Here is a 17,608-nt window from a genome sequence, read left to right on the forward strand (position 1 = left end):
TGATACTAATCGATCGAGGACTTAACCAAGTCATAATTAAGGTGAACTCGTTTTTACGAAAACTTCTTCTGTATTATCTAGTTTTGAGGGAATGATACCTCAAGTAAATAGTCTGGCAATAATGGCGAGAAGGTCACACCCGTTCCCATACCGAACACGGAAGTTAAGCTTCTCAGCGCCGATGGTAGTTGGGGCCTTGCCCCTGTGAGAGTAGGACGTTGCCAGGCAAAGTAAAGGACAACCTGATGTGGGTTGTCCTTTTTTTGTTATGCTAGAAAATGATGTGGCCTGTAAAACGAGAAATTTGCCAGTAAGAATGCAAAAGCAACCAGTAAAATTAATAAAATGTCCAGTAACTCAAAAGGTGACTAGTAACCGAAAAAGAGCCTTAAAGACAAGCCCCAAAGCTGTATTTATTTTAAAAATTTAAGGTGAATTAGCAAGTTTGAATCTATTAATCGATGAAATATGGCAGCTAAAAAAGAAATGGCCAGTAAAAATGCTGAAGTGACCAGTAAAAGTATAAGGTGTCCAGTAAACAGAAAAAATGGCCAGTAACAGAAAAACAAACCAAAGAAAAGTACTTAAAATACCCTCCAGGTTACCCCCAAATCTCCTTAAATTTCTCATTCTGTACCATTCCTTATAACTTTTTTAAATAATCCTATGTTTCACAATGGCGAGATTTGGAGAAAATCATTAGTATCTGATTGTTGAAACTTCAAACGCTTTTCAGTATAATTAATGTCAAATATAGTCAAAGTCAGAAACTGCAACTAATTATCAATAAAGAATGTAAATCATGCAAAAGGGGGTGAATCCTGGCCGCGGGACCAAAATGAAATAAATTATAGGCCTGCAGTCAGTTGGGAAGATGAGGAACATCTCCGACATTATTGAAAATTATTTAAAAGCAGTGTTAGAAAAAAGCGATCACGACCTCGTGGAAATTAAGCGAAGTGAGATTGCGGATAAATTTCAATGTGTACCTTCACAAATTAATTATGTGATAAATACCCGCTTTACAATCGAAAGAGGATATATTGTTGAGAGTAAACGAGGCGGTGGCGGGTATATACGTATTATGAAGGTACAATCACACGAATTTGCTGATCTAATCAATCATTTGATATCTCTTATAGAGGATCGAATCAGCCAGACAAGTGCAGAAGATGTCATTCTCCGACTTGTGCAAGAAGAAATTATTACAAACCGGGAAGCAAAAATTATGTTAAGTGTAATTGACCGGTCCGTTCTATATATTGAACTTCCTTACCGTGATGAGTTACGGGCAAGAATGTTAAAAGCAATGTTAACTACCTTAAAATATAAATAATGAAGTCAGCTGGAGGGGTGATGAGAATGATTTGCCAGGAATGTAATCAAAGGCCTGCAGCACTCCATTTTACAAAAATTGTTAATGGTGAAAAAACAGAAGTTCATCTTTGCGAAAAATGTGCACAAGAAAAAGGTAATATGTTTATGTTTAATGGAGGCTCAAGCTTTGCCTTTAATAATTTATTGGCTGGGCTGCTGAATATTGATCCTTCCTTTCAAAAGCAGGATAAAAGTCCATTTCATCAAGAGGAAATTCTTCAATGCAGCCACTGCTCGATGACATTTCAGCAGTTCTTAAAAATCGGCCGCTTCGGTTGTGCAAATTGCTACGAAACATTTAAGGATCAGCTTAATCCTGTAATAAATCGTCTCCATAGCGGAAACTTGTCGCACGCCGGAAAAATACCAAAAAGAATCGGTGGTGGCATACATCTACGGAAGCAAATAGACGAATTAAAAAATGAATTAAGGGATTTAATTTCCCATGAAGAGTTTGAAAAAGCAGCAGAAGTTCGAGACGAAATTCGTACACTCGAAAAACAGTTAACGGGCTCTCAAGAGGGAGGGGAATAATATGCCGCTTGAACGATTTATTAACCAAGCCCTAAGTTCGTGGATGAGGCAGGTTGGACCAGATTCTGATATTGTCCTTAGTTCACGCATCCGTTTAGCCCGAAACTTTGAAGACTACAAATTTCCAACATTGTTTTCACATGAAGAAGCAAAAGAGATAATTGCCAATATGGAGGAAGTATTAAAAATAGAAAGTATTCCGAAGTTTGGACAAATGGAACTAATTAAGATTAATGACCTTCAACCTCTTCAAAAGTTAGTTTTAGTTGAAAAACATTTAATCAGTCCTCTTCTTGCAGAAGATTCACCATATGGAGCCGTTCTTTTAACCGAAAATGAAGAAGTTAGTATTATGGTTAATGAAGAGGATCATATACGGATTCAATGCCTGTTCCCAGGTCTGCAGTTAATAGAGGCCCTTGAAGCATCAAATGAAATTGATGACTGGCTAGAAAGCCATATTCAATACGCATTTGATGAAAAGCAAGGTTATTTAACCAGCTGTCCCACAAATGTCGGAACCGGTCTCCGTGCTTCCGTGATGATGCATTTGCCAGGGTTAATATTAACACAGCAAATTAATCGAATAATCCCGGCCATTAATCAATTAGGTCTTGTTGTTAGAGGGATTTATGGCGAGGGCAGCGAAGCATTGGGAAACATTTTTCAAATATCCAATCAAATTACTCTTGGAAAATCAGAAGAGGATATCTGCCGTGATTTAAAGGGGGTCGTTAGTCAGTTAATTTCACAAGAAAGGTCGGCTCGTGAAGCATTACGCAAAACTTCAAACATACAATTAGAAGACAGGGTATTCCGGTCTTATGGAGTCTTATCCAACAGCCGAATCATCGAATCTAAGGAAGCAGCAAAATGTTTATCTGATGTGCAACTTGGAATTGATATGGAGTATATCACGAATTTGCCCCAAAATATATTAACTGAATTAATGATTTCAACCCAGCCGGGATTTTTGCAGCAATATGCGGGCGGACCATTAAGACCGCATGAAAGGGATATAAGGCGTGCAACTTTAATCCGGGAACGAATAAAAATGGAAACCGATAATAGGTGAGGAGGAAGAGAATATGATGTTCGGACGTTTTACAGAAAGAGCTCAAAAGGTATTAGCTTTAGCGCAAGAGGAAGCCATCCGTCTTGGCCATAACAATATTGGAACAGAGCATATTTTATTAGGACTGGTTCGTGAAGGCGAAGGAATTGCGGCAAAAGCATTGTATGGCCTTGGTTTAGGTTCTGACAAAATCCAAAAAGAAGTAGAAAACTTGATTGGTAAAGGACAGGAAGTTCCGCAAACGATTCACTATACACCAAGAGCGAAAAAAGTAATTGAACTATCAATGGATGAAGCAAGAAAGCTTGGTCATTCATACGTCGGGACGGAACATATTCTACTTGGGCTTATTCGTGAAGGGGAAGGAGTTGCAGCAAGGGTTCTAAACAATCTGGGCGTGAGCCTAAATAAAGCACGCCAGCAAGTTCTGCAGTTATTAGGCAGCAATGAGTCAGGCGGGCATCAAGGCGGTGCGTCTGTCAGCGCCAATACCCCAACACTAGACAGCCTTGCCAGAGATTTGACTGCCATTGCAAGGGAAGGAAGCCTTGATCCTGTGATCGGGCGCAGCAAAGAAATTCAGCGTGTCATTGAAGTATTAAGCCGTCGGACAAAGAATAACCCAGTTTTAATCGGGGAACCCGGTGTTGGTAAAACGGCAATTGCAGAAGGGCTTGCCCAGCAAATTGTAAATAATGAAGTTCCTGAAATTCTGCGTGATAAACGCGTTATGACATTAGATATGGGAACTGTTGTTGCCGGTACAAAATATCGCGGTGAATTTGAGGATCGTTTGAAAAAGGTCATGGATGAAATCCGTCAGGCAGGCAATATTATTCTATTTATTGATGAATTGCACACATTAATCGGGGCTGGCGGCGCTGAGGGTGCGATTGACGCCTCCAATATTTTAAAACCATCCCTTGCACGCGGTGAACTGCAATGTATTGGTGCGACCACTCTTGATGAATATCGTAAATACATTGAAAAGGACGCAGCATTGGAGCGGCGTTTCCAGCCGATTCGTGTAGATGAACCGACTGCAGAGGAATCGATTCAAATTTTACAAGGATTGCGTGACCGTTATGAAGCACATCACCGTGTATCGATTACGGATGAAGCGATTGAAGCTGCTGTAAAATTATCCGATCGTTATATTTCTGACCGGTTCCTGCCGGATAAAGCGATTGACTTGATAGATGAAGCAGGTTCGAAAGTACGCTTACGTTCCTATACAACTCCTCCAAATTTAAAAGAGCTGGAAGTAAAACTTGAAGATGTCCGGAAAGAAAAAGATGCTGCAGTACAAAGCCAGGAGTTTGAAAAAGCAGCATCCTTAAGGGATACTGAGCAGCGCCTGCGCGAACAGCTTGAGGAAACGAAAAAGACATGGAAAGAAAAGCAAGGCAAAGAGAATAATGAAGTAACAGTCGAAGATATTGCAAATGTTGTTTCCAGTTGGACGGGAGTCCCTGTCTCAAGGCTTGCACAGACGGAAACAGAAAAGCTTCTTAATTTAGAGGAAATTTTACATTCCCGTGTCATTGGCCAGGAAGAAGCGGTTAAGGCCGTTTCCAAAGCGGTCCGCCGTGCACGGGCGGGGTTAAAGGATCCAAAACGTCCAATCGGCTCCTTTGTATTCCTTGGACCTACAGGTGTAGGGAAAACCGAGCTTGCAAGAGCACTTGCTGAAGCGATGTTTGGTGATGAAGAGTCGATGATTCGGATTGATATGTCTGAATACATGGAGAAACACTCGACCTCCCGCCTTGTTGGTTCCCCTCCGGGATATGTCGGCTATGAGGAAGGCGGCCAATTAACGGAAAAAGTAAGAAGAAAACCTTACTCCGTTATATTGCTGGATGAAATTGAAAAAGCACATCCGGATGTTTTCAATATACTTCTTCAGGTTCTTGAAGATGGCCGCTTGACAGATTCAAAGGGGAGAACGGTCGATTTCCGAAATACTGTTTTGATTATGACATCGAATGTTGGGGCTGAGGCATTAAAGCGAAATAAATATGTCGGCTTTAATATCCAGGATGGCGAGCAGGATTATAAAGACATGAAGGGGAAAGTGATGGAGGAATTGAAAAAAGCCTTCCGTCCGGAGTTCTTGAACCGGATTGACGAAATCATTGTTTTCCACGCATTGGAGAGAAAGCATCTTCAGGAAATTGTTACGCTGCTATCTGATCAGCTAACAAAACGCTTAAAAGAGCAAAATATTGACCTTGAGCTGACGGAAGCGGCTAAGGATAAGATATCTCAAGAAGGATATGATCCGGAATACGGAGCGAGACCATTGCGTCGCGCCATTCAAAAGCATATTGAAGATCGCTTATCTGAAGAACTGCTAAAAGGTAATTTGTTAACAGGCCAGAATGTTATCATTGATGTGGTCGATGGTGAATTTGTGGTAAGATCAGCGGAAAAAGCAAGTCTGGTAAAATAAATTTATAAAGGATTACCAACCTTAAAGCACATGCAAGAGGTACACGTGAATAGTATTTAACCGTGTACCTCTTTTTTACATATTTATCCACTATATGTTTTAATGTACAATAATGGTATAAACTACTTAAAGGCAAAAAGAGGTAGGATTTATGGTTAAAAGAAAAACGAAGTTTATGTGTCAGGAATGCGGATATGAATCCCCAAAATGGATGGGGAAATGCCCGGGATGCGGCCAGTGGAATAAAATGGTTGAAGAAGTGGAAGTAACGGGTGCAAACCGAAGAGGGGCGTTTGCGCATGCCCAAGGAGGTGCGGCGATACTTTCGAAGCCGATGCCCATTACCTCAATCGAAACAGGCAGTGAACCAAGAATTCTAACCAATTTAAATGAGCTGAATCGGGTGCTTGGTGGTGGAATCGTCAGAGGTTCATTGGTATTGATTGGCGGCGACCCGGGAATTGGGAAATCAACGCTTTTATTGCAGGTTTCCTCGCAGCTTGCCCATAACGGAAATAAAGTATTATACATATCCGGTGAAGAATCTCTAAGACAGACGAAGCTTCGGGCGGAGCGCTTAGGGATATCCTCTGAAAATTTACTTGTATATTCCGAAACCAGCTTAGAGGAAATTAACCGGACCATCGAGGCGGCTAATCCGGCATTTGTTATTATTGATTCAATTCAGACGATATATCATCCGGATGTTACATCTGCACCGGGAAGTGTTTCGCAGGTTCGAGAGTGTACGGCTGAGTTAATGAGGATCGGCAAAACAAAAGGAATTGCGATTTTTATTGTTGGACATGTAACAAAAGAGGGTTCGATCGCAGGTCCACGATTATTAGAACATATGGTCGATACTGTATTATACTTTGAGGGAGAACGGCATCATACGTATCGGATTTTACGTGCAGTGAAAAATCGCTTTGGTTCTACCAATGAAATGGGGATCTTTGAAATGAAAGAGGCTGGTCTAGACGAAGTAGCGAACCCTTCAGAAATTTTCCTAGAAGAGCGATCAAGAGGTGCAGCCGGGTCAACGGTTGTCGCCTCTATGGAAGGGACAAGACCAGTACTAGTGGAGATTCAGGCACTCATTTCACCTACCAGCTTTGGGAATCCAAGGCGAATGGCAACAGGAATTGATCATAACCGGGTTCCGCTTTTAATGGCGGTATTAGAAAAACGCGTCGGTATGCTGCTTGCTAATCAGGATGCCTATTTAAAAGTAGCCGGCGGGGTGAAATTGGATGAGCCGGCAATTGACTTGGCGATAGCCGTAAGTATTGCCTCAAGCTTTCGCGATGAGCCGACAAGACCAACGGACTGTATTATTGGAGAAGTTGGTTTAACTGGGGAAGTAAGAAGGGTATCGAGAATTGAGCAGCGAGTTCAAGAGGCAGCCAAGCTGGGATTTGAGCGGGTGATTTTACCCGCAAATAATTTAGGCGGATGGACGGGACCAACAGGAATACAATTAATTGGGGTTTCATCCGTAAGTGAAGCATTAAAAGCAGCGTTGGGAGGGTAGTCGATGGAAATTAAAAAGCTTGGTGAGCACTCTGTAAGTGAAGTATTACCATTTATTGCACCGGGAACACCCATCCGTGAAGGGATTGATAATGTACTTCGAGCGAACACGGGGGGACTGATCGTGGTTGGGTATAATGAAAAGGTAAAAAGTCTCGTGGATGGCGGTTTTCAAGTAAATTGCACATTTTCACCAAGCTTTTTATATGAACTTGCCAAGATGGATGGGGCCATCATTCTTAACGAATCAGGAACAAAAATTCTCATTGCCAATGCCCATCTTGCACCAGACCCTACAGTGCCTTCCTCAGAAACGGGGATGCGCCACAGGACTGCTGAACGGGCCGCCAAACAAACGAAAGCCCTTGTCATTGCGATTTCCCAACGAAGAAATGTCATTACCCTTTACCAGGGGAATTTTCGCTATGCGCTTAGGGATATCGGTGTGATTTTAACGAAAGCAAACCAAGCGGTGCAAACTCTGGAGAAATATAAAGCTGTATTGCAAGATAGTATTGCGAACTTAAGTATTTTGGAATTTGAGGAGTCTGTCACCTATACAGATTTTTTACTGGTTTTGCATCGGTTTGAAATGGTGCTAAAAATAAAAAGCGAATTACTGACCTATTTAAATGAACTCGGTACAGAGGGGCGGCTGATTCGGCTCCAAATGAATGAAATTTTAACAGAGCTTGAGGAAGAAATGATGTTAATCCTCAAGGATTACACGTTTGACCGAGAAATTAAAGTCAATGAAGTCCTTAGCCGAATGCAAGCCTTGGCAAATAATGAAACGATTGAAGATATGGTATTATTAAAAATAATGGGCTATCAGGGATATGTTCCTCTTGATGAAAATAAAAGTCCGCGGGGGTACCGGATTCTCAATAAAATTCCCCGGCTTCCGGCGGTAATCATTGAAAATCTTGTTACTCGTTTCGCTACCCTCCCTAAAATTACTTTTGCTACTGTCGAAGAACTCGATGAAGTTGAAGGGATTGGAGAAGTACGTGCAAAGAAAATCAAAGAAGGCCTTCGAATGTTAAAAGACCGCTTGTACACGGAAAGACGTCTTTAAAAAAGGAATATATTTCAAGATGGTTACAATTTGGAAAAATAATCATGAAACGAAGGTTTCAAAATGATGAATATGTTTATAATGAATTAGAGGAGGTGAAGGAATGTTAAAACGAATTGTTCAAGCTTGCTTCCTCATTATCGGAGGTACGCTTGGAATCTTATTAATCCCTGCATTACTTAAATTAATCAATATGAATGACATTCCGATTGTCAGTAACTCATATGTCACTGCTATTATAGGTGCAATTATTTTTTATCTTATTACCTTTTGGGCAGTTGATTATGTCCATGAATTTATTAAATGGACTGAGGATTCTTTAATAAAGATTCCGGTAACAGATGTTCTTTTTGGAAGTGTTGGCTTAATTTTTGGATTATTGGTTGCCTTCTTGATCGGCTTTGCTCTTAATGCAGTGCAGGTGCCAATCTTGAATGCAGTCGCTCCGATTTTACTGACTTTATTATTTGGTTATCTCGGCTTTCAAGTTGGATTTAAGAAAAGAGATGAACTTTTAAATCTGTTTACCAACCGGATTGGAAAGAAAAAGGCAGGGGAAGAGGAATCTGAAAAAGCCCCTCTCCAATCGTTAAAAATCCTCGATACAAGCGTGATTATCGATGGACGGGTTGCGGATATTTGCCAGACCGGATTTTTGGAAGGAACGATTGTCATACCGCAGTTTGTGCTGGAGGAGCTCCAGCATATCGCCGATTCCTCTGATGTTTTAAAACGAAACCGCGGTCGGAGAGGTTTAGATATTCTAAACCGAATTCAAAAAGAACTAGCGATAAAAGTTGAGATTTACGAGGGAGACTTTGAAGAAATTCAAGAAGTGGACAGCAAGTTGGTCAAGCTTGCCAAGCTGACGAACGGCATCCTCGTCACCAATGATTTTAATTTAAATAAAGTTTGTGAATTACAGAACGTATTTGTATTAAATATCAATGATTTGGCAAATGCGGTTAAACCGGTTGTCCTTCCAGGAGAAGAATTAACGGTACAGGTCATTAAAGATGGGAAAGAATATCATCAAGGCGTTGCTTACCTCGATGACGGAACGATGATTGTTGTCGAAGAAGGAAGAGAGTATATCGGAAAGAGAATTGATGTCCTCGTAACAAGTGTACTGCAAACATCAGCCGGCAGAATGATTTTTGCCAAACCGAAATTATTGGAAAAAGCTTTGTGAAAAGAAAAGCGGAAGCGCCTTGGTCAGCCCCGACAAGTGCTGGAGGTCCTGCCGGTGAAGTCGTTTTTTGACTTCATCGGCAGGACCGAAGCAACCTCGAGGGGCTAGGCGCTGGAGTAGACAATACGGAGCTAGATAGAGAGAATTGGGGTTTTTATGATGGGCTACCAGGTCATTCTCCCGGCAGCAGGTCAGGGAAAAAGAATGGGAGCAGGAAAAAATAAGCTGTTAATTGAGCTGAACGGTATTCCTGTATTGATCCATACATTAAGAGTGTTTGAAGAAGATGAGCAGTGTGATGGCCTGATTTTGGCGATTCATCCTCAAGATGAAGCGGAATTTCACTCCTTGTTGAAAAAATATCATATTACGAAAGTGAAAAGCCTGGTACCAGGCGGAAAAGAGCGTCAACACAGTATTCATCATGCCTTGAAAACGGTAAAAGCCGGCGGGATTATTCTCGTTCATGATGCAGCCCGCCCCTTTATCCAAAAAGAACATATCAACCGGCTGAATGAAACAGCTGAAAAAACTGGTGCAGCGATTATTGGTGTACCAGTAAAAGACACGATGAAAACAGTACGCAAACAAATGGTGCTGGGAACAATCGAACGATCCAGCTTGTGGGCTGTACAAACCCCACAAGCTTTTCGCGTGTCTATTTTACTCGAAGCTTATGAAAAAGCCGAACGGGAAAACTATTTGGGGACCGACGATGCAAGTTTAGTGGAGAGAATCCCCCACCCGGTGACAATGGTGGAAGGAGATTACGACAATATTAAGCTGACCACTCCAGAGGATTTATTTTTTGCGGAAGCAATTTTGAAAAAAAGAAAAGGGAGTTTTTAAAAAATGTATCGAATTGGACAAGGCTTTGATGTTCATCAATTAACGGAAGGGCGGCCGCTCATTATCGGCGGAATCAAAATTCCTTACGAAAAGGGTCTCTTGGGTCATTCGGATGCGGATGTATTATTACATACCGTCTCGGATGCCTGTCTCGGCGCGATTGGGGAAGGGGACATCGGCAGACATTTTCCTGATACGGATCCAAATTTTAAAGATGCTGATTCGGCAAAGCTGATGGAGCATGTTTGGAAGCTGGTGAAAGATAAAGGCTATGAACTGGTGAATGCCGATTGCACCATCATTGCGCAGAAGCCAAAAATGGCTCCTTATATTGAACAGATGAAAGCACGGATAGCTGAGTTGCTGGAAGCTGCTCCTGACTGTGTCAATGTAAAAGCTACCACAACAGAAAAACTAGGCTTTACCGGAAGAGAAGAAGGAATTGCGGCACAAGCAGTGGTGTTATTAAAGAAAATAAATGTTTAATCTTTTGGGACCACAGTGGTAAAATATATCAAGTGATAACAGAAGATAACAGGAGGCATAATGTAATGTCAAATGAAGTTCGTGTAAGGTATGCTCCAAGTCCAACCGGACATTTACATATTGGAAATGCCCGTACAGCGTTATTTAACTATTTGTTTGCACGCAATAAGGGCGGGAAATTTATTATCCGGATTGAAGATACCGATAAGAAACGGAATATTGCCGGTGGTGAAGAAAGCCAATTAAAATATTTAAAATGGCTTGGAATGAATTGGGACGAAAGTGTCGATGTCGGTGGTGAATTTGGACCATACCGGCAATCTGAAAGAAACCATATCTATGAAGTCTATTACAAGCAATTATTAGAAAGCGGCAAGGCTTATAAATGCTATTGTACCGAAGAAGAATTAGAGGCGGAACGTGAGGCACAGATGGCAAGAGGTGAGAACCCTCAATATTCCGGGAAATGCCGTCATTTAACAGCAGAACAGCGCAGCCAGCTTGAGGCTGAAGGCCGTCAGCCAAGTATCCGTATCGCAATTCCCCAAGGAAAAACCTATGCATTTGATGATATGGTGAAAGGGGTTGTTTCCTTCGAATCTGAAGGAATCGGTGACTACGTCATTGTTAAAAAAGACGGAATTCCAACTTATAATTTTGCTGTTGCGGTGGATGATCACTTAATGGAAATCTCCCACGTTTTGCGAGGAGATGACCATATTTCCAATACTCCTAAACAGCTCGCGGTTTATGAAGCACTGGGCTTTCAGCCGCCAATTTTTGGACATATGACATTAATCGTAAATGAAAGCCGAAGAAAATTAAGTAAACGCGATGAATCGATCATTCAATTTATTGAGCAATATGAAGAATTGGGTTATCTGCCGGAAGCTTTGTTTAATTTTATTACCTTGCTCGGCTGGTCTCCTGCAGGGGAAGAAGAAATTTATTCACAAGCGGAGTTAATTGAACTGTTTGATGCGGAGCGCCTTTCTAAATCACCTGCGTTTTTTGATAAGCAAAAACTTGCTTGGATTAATAATCAGTACATGAAAAAGGTGGAACTGGACAGAATTTATCAGCTTGCTGTTCCACATTTGATTAAAGCAGGACGTTTGCCTGAAAATATGACAGAAGACGAGCAGCAATGGGCGAAAAAACTTGTTGGTTTATTCCAGGAAAAAATGAGTTTTGGTGCAGAAATTGTCGAACTGACTGAGTTATTCTTCAAGGATGAGGCAGAGTATGAAGAAGAAGCGAAAGAAATTCTTTCCGGTGAGCAAGTTCCTGAAGTGTTAAAAGCATTCTCCCACGAGCTTGACCAGCTTCCAAGCTTTGAAGCAGATGGGATCAAAGCAGCAATGAAGGCAGTTCAAAAATCAACCGGCCAAAAAGGGAAAAATCTTTTTATGCCGATTCGTGCTGCTGTAACGGGGCAAACACATGGCCCTGATTTGCCTCAAGCCATTGAACTTTTAGGAAAAGAAAAAGTTCAATCAAGGATTAATAAAATTATTTGTTAACAATTGAAAATAAAAAATAATATAGTAAAATTAAATAAATTCATATGCAATAAAGTGTAGAAGAGGATAAGTAAAAAAATGATGTCTTAAAGAGAGAACCATCACCGGCTGAAAGTGGTTCAGGCCGCTCATTTTTTGAAATGCACCTCTGAGCCTCATTTCGAAAGGGATTTTTCTAGAGTAGAAATGGGCGGAACCTTTCCGTTAACAGGTAGAGTGAGACCATTTTGAAGTTTTGCAGTAATTTAAATGACTGTTAACTTTGGTCTAATCAGAGTGGAACCGCGCTAAAGCGTCTCTGTCGTTATAGACAGAGACGTTTTTTTATTTGTAAAGGTCATTGTTGATTTTTTAACCATGTTGATTGGAGGCGGAATTCAACAGGCAAATTTAACACAGCATTAGATAAATTTAGGCTTTTCTCATACAAAGGGGGGAAACAATATGTTTAAAACATTTAAAGAGGATGTTGAGGTTGTATTTGAACAGGATCCAGCGGCAAGAAGTTATTTTGAAGTGGTTTTAACTTATTCCGGTTTACATGCCATTTGGGCACACCGAGTTGCCCACGCGTTTTATAAACGGAAATTTTACTTTATCGCGCGGGTGATTTCTCAGGTAAGCCGTTTCTTTACTGGTATTGAAATTCACCCGGGGGCAAAAATAGGCAGGAGATTTTTTATTGATCATGGCATGGGCGTCGTCATCGGGGAAACCTGTGAAATAGGAGATAATGTAACTGTTTTTCAAGGAGTAACGCTAGGCGGAACAGGAAAAGAAAAGGGGAAACGTCACCCAACGATTAAGGACAATGCCTTGATAGCCACAGGCGCAAAAGTACTTGGTTCGATTACGGTGGGGGAAAATTCTAAAATTGGTGCCGGTTCTGTCGTGTTAAAAGAGGTCCCTCCGAACTCCACCGTTGTAGGGGTTCCCGGCAGGGTCGTCATCCAGGACGGAAAGCGAATTAATAAGGACTTTAACCATTGCGATTTGCCAGATCCAATTTCGGATCGTCTATTGGAGATCCAAAATGAGGTTAATGGGTTAAAGCAGCATTTAGATGAGCTGGAGAATGAAAGGAGCAAAAAGAATGACCATTCAGTTATATAATACACTTACACGTAAAAAGGAAACGTTCGTTCCGTTAGAAGAAGGAAAGGTAAAAATGTATGTCTGCGGCCCAACGGTCTATAATTATATTCATATAGGCAATGCCCGGCCTGCCATTGTATTTGATACCGTCCGCCGTTATTTGGAATACCGAGGCTATGAAGTGAAATATGTTTCGAACTTTACGGATGTCGATGATAAGCTGATTCGTGCCGCCAATCAATTGGGAGAAGATGTTCCGACAATTGCCAATCGTTTCATCAATGCTTATTTTGAAGATGTTTCGGCATTAGGCTGCCAAAAAGCGGATGTCCATCCGCGCGTAATGGAAAATATGGATATCATTATTGACTTTATCAGCCAGTTGATTGAAAAGGGTTATGCTTACGAATCAGAAGGGGATGTCTACTTCCGTACGAGAAAATTCGATGAATATGGTAAGCTTTCACACCAATCCATTGATGAACTGCGAGTAGGGGCAAGAATTGAGGTTGGTGAAAAGAAGCAGGATGATCTGGACTTTGCACTTTGGAAAGCGGCAAAAGAAGGAGAAATCTTTTGGGAAAGTCCATGGGGGATCGGCCGGCCGGGCTGGCATATTGAGTGCTCGGCAATGGCGAAAAAATACTTGGGTGACACGATTGATATTCATGCCGGCGGTCAGGATTTAACCTTCCCGCATCACGAAAATGAAATTGCTCAATCAGAAGCACTTTCCGGTAAAACATTTGCAAATTACTGGATGCATAATGGCTATATTAATATTGATAATGAAAAAATGTCAAAATCACTTGGTAACTTTGTTCTGGTTCATGACATTATTAAAAAGCACAATCCACAAGTATTACGATTCTTTATGTTGTCTGTTCATTATCGCAATCCAATCAATTATAGTGAAGAATTATTAGAAAGTACCAAGGCTGCATTTGAAAGGATAACTACATCTTATCAAAATTTAAAACATCGCAAAGAGGCAAGTACAGATTTAACAGATCATAATCAGGAATGGCTTGAAAAAATAACAGAATTACGTGAACAGTTTATTAAAGAAATGGATGACGATTTTAATACAGCAAATGCTATTTCCGTTTTATTCGAGCTTTCGAAATTGGCTAATTATTATCTGCTTGAAAAAAATACAGCCAAAATTGTGATTGATGCTTTCATGAGCGAGTTTGAACAATTATTCCAAGTGTTAGGTTTAACGCTTGAAAAAGAAGAAATATTGGATGAAGAAATTGATGCCTTGCTTGAAAAACGAATTCAAGCCCGCAAGGACCGTAATTTCCAATTAGCTGACCAAATTCGCGATCAATTAAAAGAGATGAATATTATTTTAGAAGACACACCTCAGGGTACACGCTGGAAAAGAGGATAATTCATGCTTGACTACGAAAACCATGTCGATGCAAAACAATTAAATAGTCTGGCGCTTGCTTATATGGGTGACGCCGTTTTTGAAATTTATGTAAGGCGTCACCTGCTGCAAAGCGGGACAGTTCGGCCTAACCAACTGCATCGTGCAGGAACAAAATATGTTTCCGCTAAAGCGCAATGCCAGATTCTTTTCCATCTAATCGATGAACAGATTCTTACGGAAGAAGAAACAGCTGTTGTTATGCGGGGCAGGAACGCAAAATCAGGAACGGTTCCCAAGAATACCGATGTTCAAACGTACCGGTACAGTACAGCGTTTGAAGCGTTAATGGGATATTTATATTTAACAGGAGCCATGAACCGGTTAGAGGAATTAATTTTAAAGGCATTTTCCTATGTAGACGAAAAGAAAGGGGGAATAACAAGATGACCCAAGAATATATCATCGGAAAAAATCCAGTCATTGAAGCACTAAAGGCCAATAGGGATATCAATAAAATTCTGATTGCCGAAGGTTCTCAGCGAGGACAAATGCAGCAGATTACACAGCTTGCCAAAGAAGGAAATGTGCTCGTTCAATTTGTCCCAAAGAAGAAAATTGATCAAATTACCGATCAAAATCACCAAGGAGTCCTTGCGTATGTTGCAGCCTATCAATATGCAGAGATGGATGATTTATTTGCTGCAGCAGAAAAGAAAAACGAGCCTCCTTTCTTTTTATTATTAGATGAAATTGAAGACCCGCATAACCTTGGTTCTATCATGAGAACGGCTGATGCGGTAGGAGCCCATGGAATTATTATCCCAAAACGGAGAGCAGTTGGATTAACGGCAACCGTCGCAAAAGCCTCAACGGGAGCGATTGAATATATCCCGGTAGTCCGTGTAACTAATATGGCCCGTACGATTGATGAGTTGAAGGAACGCGGCGTATGGATAGCTGGAACAGATGCTAAAGGAAAAGAGGATTACCGGCAATTTGATGGCACCATTCCGCTCGGCCTTGTGATTGGCAGCGAGGGAAAAGGAATGGGCAGGCTTGTGCGCGACAAATGTGATTTTTTAATACATCTACCTATGGCAGGAAAAGTTACATCCTTGAATGCATCCGTTGCAGCAGCATTGCTCATGTATGAGGTATATCGAAAAAGGCATCCGCTTGAGGGATAAAAAATGGATATCCTGCTTGTCGATGGATATAACATTATAGGAGCCTGGCCGGATTTAAGAGTGTTAAAGGAGCGAGATTTGCCTGCCGCACGAGATCGTTTGGTGGAAAAAATGGCAGAATACCAAGCAGTCTCCGGATACCGTGTGATTGTGGTTTTTGATGCCCAGTATGTACACGGAACAGAGAAAAAATATAAAAATCACAAAGTTGAAGTGATTTTTACCAAGAAAAATGAAACAGCGGATGAACGGATTGAGAAATTAGCAATTTCCCTAAATAATCGAAAAACACAAATTCATGTAGCGACATCTGACTTCACAGAGCAATGGGCCATTTTTGGACAAGGTGCCTTAAGGAAATCCGCCCGGGAATTACTTATTGAAATGTCTTCAATTGAAAAAGGCATAGAAAAAAAGGTGAAAAAAATCCAAGAAAAACGGCCTGCTGCTAAAATTCAGATTAGTAATGAAATGGCAGAAATTTTCGAAAAATGGCGCAGAGGAGAAAAGTAAGAATTGACGGTCAAAAAAATCATCATGTATACTTGAATTATCTATGCTTGTTCGGTGGAGGGGGATCTAGTGAGTACAGACTTCGGGATAAAAATCAACGAACAATTTATTTCAATGGAAGACGAGGAAATTGTGGACCTTGTGCACCAGGGTGAAAGCGCGGCATTGGATTATTTAATCCATAAGTATCGAAATTTTGTACGGGCAAAAGCAAGATCATACTTTTTGATAGGGGCAGATAAAGAAGATATTGTCCAGGAGGGAATGATCGGTCTATATAAGGCAATTCGGGACTTCCGAGAGGACAAGCTTACTTCATTTAAGGCGTTTGCAGAGCTCTGTATCACCCGGCAAATCATTACAGCCATTAAAACTGCAACAAGGCAAAAGCATATTCCATTAAATTCCTATGTATCATTGGACAAGCCCATTTATGATGAAGAATCAGACCGGACCTTAATGGATATTTTATCAGGAACAAAAGTGCTGGATCCAGAGGAACTTATCATTAATCAAGAAGAATTCGATCATATTGAGGTCAAAATGACCGAGTTGTTGAGCGATTTAGAGAGGAAAGTTCTGGCGCTCTATCTTGATGGACAATCTTACCAGGAGATTTCTGAGGAACTAAACCGCCATGTTAAATCCATTGATAATGCGCTGCAACGAGTAAAGCGAAAGCTGGAAAGATATCTCGAAATCCGTGAGTTTTCTTTGTGATTGTTTACTGGTATTCATATGGCATTTATGTGAATGAATTCCTACTTATTATTGACATATAGTATGCACCGTGATACATTTTTAAAGATATTAAGCTCAATTATTGAAGGTGTCAAAATGAATAAAAAGCTTATTCTTGCCTGCGTTGATTGTGGTTCAAGAAATTACTCAACGGTTGGCAAACAGGAAAAATCCGAGAGATTAGAATTGAAAAAATTCTGCAAAACCTGCAATTCTCATACATTACACCGTGAAACAAAGTAATTTTGATAAAGTTTTAGTATTGCAATTCCGATTTTGGAGGTTACAGAATGCAGCGCTTAAAGAAATTCTTCAGTGATGTTGTCCGCGAGATGAGAAAGGTTAGTTGGCCGAAACGCGGTGAATTAACGAAATATACAGCTACTGTTTTATCCACCGTTGTGTTTGTTGCTCTTTTCTTTGAAGTAGTCGATTTAGGAATTTCAAAATTGATTCGTTTAATTCTTGAATAATAGATGTTATTTCATGGTATAATGGTGATTAATACAGGAAATTTTTATGTAAAGCCCGTTTAACGGGTTTTTTATTTTGCGATATAAGAATTTATAAATTGCTTTGAGAAATGTCCAGC

General features: G+C 40.7%; 18 protein-coding genes, 1 rRNA gene and 1 other annotated feature. All 19 genes read left to right on the forward strand.

What is annotated here, in order from left to right:
* The first annotated feature begins 111 nt into the window (after positions 1–111).
* Positions 112–227 (forward strand): 5S ribosomal RNA (rrf, locus tag BIV60_RS16055).
* 647 nt (positions 228–874) lie between these two features.
* The gene (locus BIV60_RS16060) at positions 875–1,336 is read left to right on the forward strand and encodes a CtsR family transcriptional regulator (protein WP_071356718.1); all 462 of its coding nucleotides are present in this window, start codon (positions 875–877) and stop codon (positions 1,334–1,336) included.
* Positions 1,337–1,362: 26 nt separating this feature from the next.
* Positions 1,363–1,911, forward strand: coding sequence for a protein-arginine kinase activator protein McsA (gene mcsA / locus BIV60_RS16065; protein WP_071356719.1), 549 nt, complete (start codon positions 1,363–1,365; stop codon positions 1,909–1,911).
* 1 nt (position 1,912) lies between these two features.
* On the forward strand, positions 1,913–2,986 hold the full coding sequence (mcsB, locus tag BIV60_RS16070) for a protein-arginine kinase McsB (RefSeq protein ID WP_071356720.1): 1,074 nt from the start codon (positions 1,913–1,915) through the stop codon (positions 2,984–2,986).
* Positions 2,987–2,999: 13 nt separating this feature from the next.
* Positions 3,000–5,441 (forward strand): ATP-dependent protease ATP-binding subunit ClpC, encoded by a 2,442-nt coding sequence (clpC, locus tag BIV60_RS16075; protein ID WP_071356721.1) that lies wholly within the window; start codon positions 3,000–3,002, stop codon positions 5,439–5,441.
* 151 nt (positions 5,442–5,592) lie between these two features.
* Positions 5,593–6,975, forward strand: a complete 1,383-nt coding sequence (radA, locus tag BIV60_RS16080; RefSeq protein ID WP_071356722.1) for a DNA repair protein RadA — start codon at positions 5,593–5,595, stop codon at positions 6,973–6,975.
* A gap of 3 nt (positions 6,976–6,978) precedes the next feature.
* Entirely contained in the window at positions 6,979–8,052 is a 1,074-nt protein-coding gene (gene disA / locus BIV60_RS16085) for a DNA integrity scanning diadenylate cyclase DisA (RefSeq protein WP_071356723.1), read from the forward strand.
* A gap of 103 nt (positions 8,053–8,155) precedes the next feature.
* On the forward strand, positions 8,156–9,244 hold the full coding sequence (locus BIV60_RS16090; protein ID WP_071356724.1) for a PIN/TRAM domain-containing protein: 1,089 nt from the start codon (positions 8,156–8,158) through the stop codon (positions 9,242–9,244).
* 159 nt (positions 9,245–9,403) lie between these two features.
* Complete coding sequence (gene ispD, locus BIV60_RS16095; RefSeq protein WP_071356725.1) at positions 9,404–10,093, forward strand: 2-C-methyl-D-erythritol 4-phosphate cytidylyltransferase; 690 nt, start codon at positions 9,404–9,406, stop codon at positions 10,091–10,093.
* 3 nt (positions 10,094–10,096) lie between these two features.
* Positions 10,097–10,579, forward strand: coding sequence for a 2-C-methyl-D-erythritol 2,4-cyclodiphosphate synthase (gene ispF / locus BIV60_RS16100; RefSeq protein WP_071356726.1), 483 nt, complete (start codon positions 10,097–10,099; stop codon positions 10,577–10,579).
* A 65-nt stretch (positions 10,580–10,644) separates the two neighbouring features.
* A complete protein-coding gene (gene gltX, locus BIV60_RS16105; RefSeq protein WP_071356727.1) occupies positions 10,645–12,102 on the forward strand; it encodes a glutamate--tRNA ligase in 1,458 nt (485 codons plus the stop codon).
* 48 nt (positions 12,103–12,150) lie between these two features.
* Positions 12,151–12,405, forward strand: a binding site (T-box leader).
* A gap of 141 nt (positions 12,406–12,546) precedes the next feature.
* A complete protein-coding gene (gene cysE / locus BIV60_RS16110) occupies positions 12,547–13,215 on the forward strand; it encodes a serine O-acetyltransferase (RefSeq protein WP_071356728.1) in 669 nt (222 codons plus the stop codon).
* On the forward strand, positions 13,196–14,593 hold the full coding sequence (gene cysS, locus BIV60_RS16115; RefSeq protein WP_071356729.1) for a cysteine--tRNA ligase: 1,398 nt from the start codon (positions 13,196–13,198) through the stop codon (positions 14,591–14,593). Before cysE ends, cysS begins: the two co-directional genes overlap by 20 nt.
* A gap of 3 nt (positions 14,594–14,596) precedes the next feature.
* Positions 14,597–15,022 carry a Mini-ribonuclease 3 gene (locus BIV60_RS16120; protein WP_071356730.1) on the forward strand — a complete coding sequence of 142 codons (426 nt, stop codon included), beginning with the start codon at positions 14,597–14,599 and terminating at the stop codon, positions 15,020–15,022.
* The gene (gene rlmB / locus BIV60_RS16125; RefSeq protein ID WP_071356731.1) at positions 15,019–15,762 is read left to right on the forward strand and encodes a 23S rRNA (guanosine(2251)-2'-O)-methyltransferase RlmB; all 744 of its coding nucleotides are present in this window, start codon (positions 15,019–15,021) and stop codon (positions 15,760–15,762) included. The genes BIV60_RS16120 and rlmB overlap by 4 nt, the downstream gene beginning before the upstream one ends.
* A 3-nt stretch (positions 15,763–15,765) precedes the next feature.
* A complete protein-coding gene (locus BIV60_RS16130) occupies positions 15,766–16,275 on the forward strand; it encodes an NYN domain-containing protein (protein ID WP_071356732.1) in 510 nt (169 codons plus the stop codon).
* Between the two features lie 69 nt (positions 16,276–16,344).
* Complete coding sequence (gene sigH / locus BIV60_RS16135) at positions 16,345–16,995, forward strand: RNA polymerase sporulation sigma factor SigH (RefSeq protein WP_071356733.1); 651 nt, start codon at positions 16,345–16,347, stop codon at positions 16,993–16,995.
* Between the two features lie 117 nt (positions 16,996–17,112).
* Positions 17,113–17,259: a 50S ribosomal protein L33 gene (gene rpmG, locus BIV60_RS16140; RefSeq protein ID WP_071356734.1), complete on the forward strand. Its 147-nt coding sequence runs from the start codon at positions 17,113–17,115 to the stop codon at positions 17,257–17,259.
* 47 nt (positions 17,260–17,306) lie between these two features.
* Entirely contained in the window at positions 17,307–17,489 is a 183-nt protein-coding gene (gene secE, locus BIV60_RS16145) for a preprotein translocase subunit SecE (RefSeq protein ID WP_071356735.1), read from the forward strand.
* Positions 17,490–17,608 lie beyond the last annotated feature (119 nt).

The sequence above is a fragment of the Bacillus sp. MUM 116 genome, assembly GCF_001866655.1.
Taxonomy (GTDB): Bacteria; Bacillota; Bacilli; order Bacillales; family Cytobacillaceae; genus Neobacillus.

What these genes read in the sequence shown, in the direction of transcription:
- ispF (WP_071356726.1), top strand. Translation starts at nt 10,097, where the DNA reads ATGTATCGAATTGGACAAGGCTTTGATGTTCATCAATTAACGGAAGGG.
- clpC (WP_071356721.1), top strand. Translation starts at nt 3,000, where the DNA reads ATGATGTTCGGACGTTTTACAGAAAGAGCTCAAAAGGTATTAGCTTTA.
- secE (WP_071356735.1), top strand. Translation starts at nt 17,307, where the DNA reads ATGCAGCGCTTAAAGAAATTCTTCAGTGATGTTGTCCGCGAGATGAGA.
- BIV60_RS16060 (WP_071356718.1), top strand. Translation starts at nt 875, where the DNA reads ATGAGGAACATCTCCGACATTATTGAAAATTATTTAAAAGCAGTGTTA.
- disA (WP_071356723.1), top strand. Translation starts at nt 6,979, where the DNA reads ATGGAAATTAAAAAGCTTGGTGAGCACTCTGTAAGTGAAGTATTACCA.
- BIV60_RS16130 (WP_071356732.1), top strand. Translation starts at nt 15,766, where the DNA reads ATGGATATCCTGCTTGTCGATGGATATAACATTATAGGAGCCTGGCCG.
- cysE (WP_071356728.1), top strand. Translation starts at nt 12,547, where the DNA reads ATGTTTAAAACATTTAAAGAGGATGTTGAGGTTGTATTTGAACAGGAT.
- mcsA (WP_071356719.1), top strand. Translation starts at nt 1,363, where the DNA reads ATGATTTGCCAGGAATGTAATCAAAGGCCTGCAGCACTCCATTTTACA.
- cysS (WP_071356729.1), top strand. Translation starts at nt 13,196, where the DNA reads ATGACCATTCAGTTATATAATACACTTACACGTAAAAAGGAAACGTTC.
- ispD (WP_071356725.1), top strand. Translation starts at nt 9,404, where the DNA reads ATGGGCTACCAGGTCATTCTCCCGGCAGCAGGTCAGGGAAAAAGAATG.
- mcsB (WP_071356720.1), top strand. Translation starts at nt 1,913, where the DNA reads ATGCCGCTTGAACGATTTATTAACCAAGCCCTAAGTTCGTGGATGAGG.
- gltX (WP_071356727.1), top strand. Translation starts at nt 10,645, where the DNA reads ATGTCAAATGAAGTTCGTGTAAGGTATGCTCCAAGTCCAACCGGACAT.
- radA (WP_071356722.1), top strand. Translation starts at nt 5,593, where the DNA reads ATGGTTAAAAGAAAAACGAAGTTTATGTGTCAGGAATGCGGATATGAA.
- rpmG (WP_071356734.1), top strand. Translation starts at nt 17,113, where the DNA reads ATGAATAAAAAGCTTATTCTTGCCTGCGTTGATTGTGGTTCAAGAAAT.
- rlmB (WP_071356731.1), top strand. Translation starts at nt 15,019, where the DNA reads ATGACCCAAGAATATATCATCGGAAAAAATCCAGTCATTGAAGCACTA.
- BIV60_RS16090 (WP_071356724.1), top strand. Translation starts at nt 8,156, where the DNA reads ATGTTAAAACGAATTGTTCAAGCTTGCTTCCTCATTATCGGAGGTACG.
- BIV60_RS16120 (WP_071356730.1), top strand. Translation starts at nt 14,597, where the DNA reads ATGCTTGACTACGAAAACCATGTCGATGCAAAACAATTAAATAGTCTG.